This is a genomic window from Shewanella sp. SM74 (genome assembly GCF_025653725.1).
GTDB lineage: Bacteria > Pseudomonadota > Gammaproteobacteria > Enterobacterales > Shewanellaceae > Shewanella > Shewanella oncorhynchi.
In genome coordinates this window covers 1-3,027 of record NZ_JAKKRZ010000073.1, presented here as the reverse complement: position 1 = coordinate 3,027, position 3,027 = coordinate 1, and the positions used below count along the sequence as shown (strand labels likewise).

Here is a 3,027-nt window from a genome sequence, read left to right as displayed (position 1 = left end):
ATAGTTTACGTCTAAGGCGCGTCCACTTCTTTGGTCAGAAGTGAGACAAGTAAAACCAAGCTGGTCGCAATGCGGCGCAGRTGAGTGAAACTCATTTGGGTTGTATGGTTAAGCGACTAAGCGTATACGGTGGATGCCTTGGCAGTCAGAGGCGATGAAGGACGTAGTAACTTGCGAAAAGCGTTGGCGAGCTAGTAACAAGCATTTGAGCTAACGATGTCCGAATGGGGGAACCCAGCAGCATAAGCTGTTATCGCAACATGAATACATAGTGTTGCGAGGCGAACGAGGGGAACTGAAACATCTAAGTACCCTTAGGAAAAGAAATCAACCGAGATTCCCCTAGTAGCGGCGAGCGAACGGGGATTAGCCCTTAAGTCAGTGGGGTGTTAGTGGAATGCGTTGGAAAGCGCAGCGGCACAGGGTGATAGCCCCGTACATGAAAACTAACCATTGATGAAAACGAGTAAGGCGGGACACGTGACATCCTGTTTGAATATGGGGGGACCATCCTCCAAGGCTAAATACTCCTGACTGACCGATAGTGAACCAGTACCGTGAGGGAAAGGCGAAAAGAACCCCTGTGAGGGGAGTGAAATAGAACCTGAAACCGTATACGTACAAGCAGTGGGAGCGGTTCTTGAGACCGTGACTGCGTACCTTTTGTATAATGGGTCAGCGACTTACATTTTGTAGCGAGGTTAAGCGAATAGCGGAGCCGTAGGGAAACCGAGTGTTAACTGCGCGTTTAGTTGCAAGGTGTAGACCCGAAACCCGGTGATCTAGCCATGGGCAGGTTGAAGGTTGAGTAACATCAACTGGAGGACCGAACCGACTAATGTTGAAAAATTAGCGGATGACTTGTGGCTGGGGGTGAAAGGCCAATCAAACCGGGAGATATCTGGTTCTCCTCGAAAGCTATTTAGGTAGCGCCTCGAGCGAATACCATTGGGGGTAGAGCACTGTTAAGGCTAGGGGGTCATCCCGACTTACCAACCCTTTGCAAACTCCGAATACCAATGAGTACTACTCGGGAGACAGACGGCGGGTGCTAACGTCCGTCGTCAAAAGGGAAACAACCCAGACCGTCAGCTAAGGTCCCAAAGTACTAGCTAAGTGGGAAACGATGTGGGAAGGCTTAGACAGCTAGGATGTTGGCTTAGAAGCAGCCATCATTTAAAGAAAGCGTAATAGCTCACTAGTCGAGTCGGCCTGCGCGGAAGATGTAACGGGGCTAAGCTAGTCACCGAAGCTACGGGTGCACAGTTTACTGTGCGCGGTAGAGGAGCGTTCTGTAAGCCGTTGAAGGTGAAGGGGTAACCCACGCTGGAGGTATCAGAAGTGCGAATGCTGACATGAGTAACGATAAAGGGGGTGAAAAACCCCCTCGCCGAAAGACCAAGGGTTCCTGTCCAACGTTAATCGGGGCAGGGTGAGTCGACCCCTAAGGTGAGGCCGAAAGGCGTAATCGATGGGAAACAGATTAATATTTCTGTACTTCCGCTAACTGCGATGGAGAGACGGAGAAGGCTAGGCTAGCGCGGCGTTGGTAGTCCGCGTTTAAGGTGGTAGGTKGTKTTCTTAGGCAAATCCGGGGACACGYACTTTARTGTACACACTGAGAGCTGATGACGAGGTCCTAAGGGACTGAAGTAGTTGATGCCATGCTTCCAGGAAAATCTTCTAAGCTTCAGGTTAGTGGGAATCGTACCCCAAACCGACACAGGTGGTCGGGTAGAGAATACCAAGGCGCTTGAGAGAACTCGGCTGAAGGAACTAGGCAAAATGGTACCGTAACTTCGGGAGAAGGTACGCTCCTGTTGGTGATGAGACTTGCTCTCTAAGCTGACGGGAGTCGCAGATACCAGGTGGCTGCAACTGTTTATCAAAAACACAGCACTGTGCAAACTCGCAAGAGGAAGTATACGGTGTGACGCCTGCCCGGTGCCGGAAGGTTAATTGATTGGGTTATCGCAAGAGAAGCTCATGATCGAAGCCCCGGTAAACGGCGGCCGTAACTATAACGGTCCTAAGGTAGCGAAATTCCTTGTCGGGTAAGTTCCGACCTGCACGAATGGCGTAATGATGGCCACGCTGTCTCCAGCCGAGACTCAGTGAAGTTGAAATTGCGGTGAAGATGCCGTATACCCGCGGCTAGACGGAAAGACCCCGTGAACCTTTACTATAGCTTGGCACTGAACATTGAACCTACATGTGTAGGATAGGTGGGAGACTWTGAAGTTGTGACGCTAGTCATGATGGAGTCGTCCTTGAAATACCACCCTTGTAGTTTTGATGTTCTAACCTAGGTCCCTTATCGGGATTAGGGACAGTGCCTGGTGGGTAGTTTGACTGGGGCGGTCTCCTCCCAAAGAGTAACGGAGGAGCACGAAGGTTGGCTAAGTACGGTCGGACATCGTACGGTTAGTGCAATGGCATAAGCCAGCTTAACTGCGAGACATACACGTCGAGCAGGTACGAAAGTAGGTCATAGTGATCCGGTGGTTCTGAATGGAAGGGCCATCGCTCAACGGATAAAAGGTACTCCGGGGATAACAGGCTGATACCGCCCAAGAGTTCATATCGACGGCGGTGTTTGGCACCTCGATGTCGGCTCATCACATCCTGGGGCTGAAGTCGGTCCCAAGGGTATGGCTGTTCGCCATTTAAAGTGGTACGCGAGCTGGGTTCAGAACGTCGTGAGACAGTTCGGTCCCTATCTGCCGTGGGCGTTGGATGATTGAAGGGAGCTGCTCCTAGTACGAGAGGACCGGAGTGGACGAACCGCTGGTGTTCGGGTTGTCATGCCAATGGCATTGCCCGGTAGCTACGTTCGGAATCGATAACCGCTGAAAGCATCTAAGCGGGAAGCGAGCCCTAAGATGAGTCATCCCTAGGAATTTAATTCCTCTAAAGAGCCGTTCGAGACTAGGACGTTGATAGGCATGGTGTGTAAGCGTTGTGAGGCGTTGAGCTAACATGTACTAATGACTCGAGAGGCTTAACCATACAACCCAGATGGGTTTT

1 rRNA gene is annotated in these 3,027 nt (G+C 51.2%); it reads left to right on the top strand.

Annotation, left to right across the window (positions count from 1 at the left end):
• Positions 1 to 106: 106 nt before the first annotated feature.
• Positions 107 to 3,009, top strand: a 23S ribosomal RNA gene (locus L5M49_RS24920).
• The last annotated feature ends 18 nt before the right edge of the window (positions 3,010 to 3,027 follow it).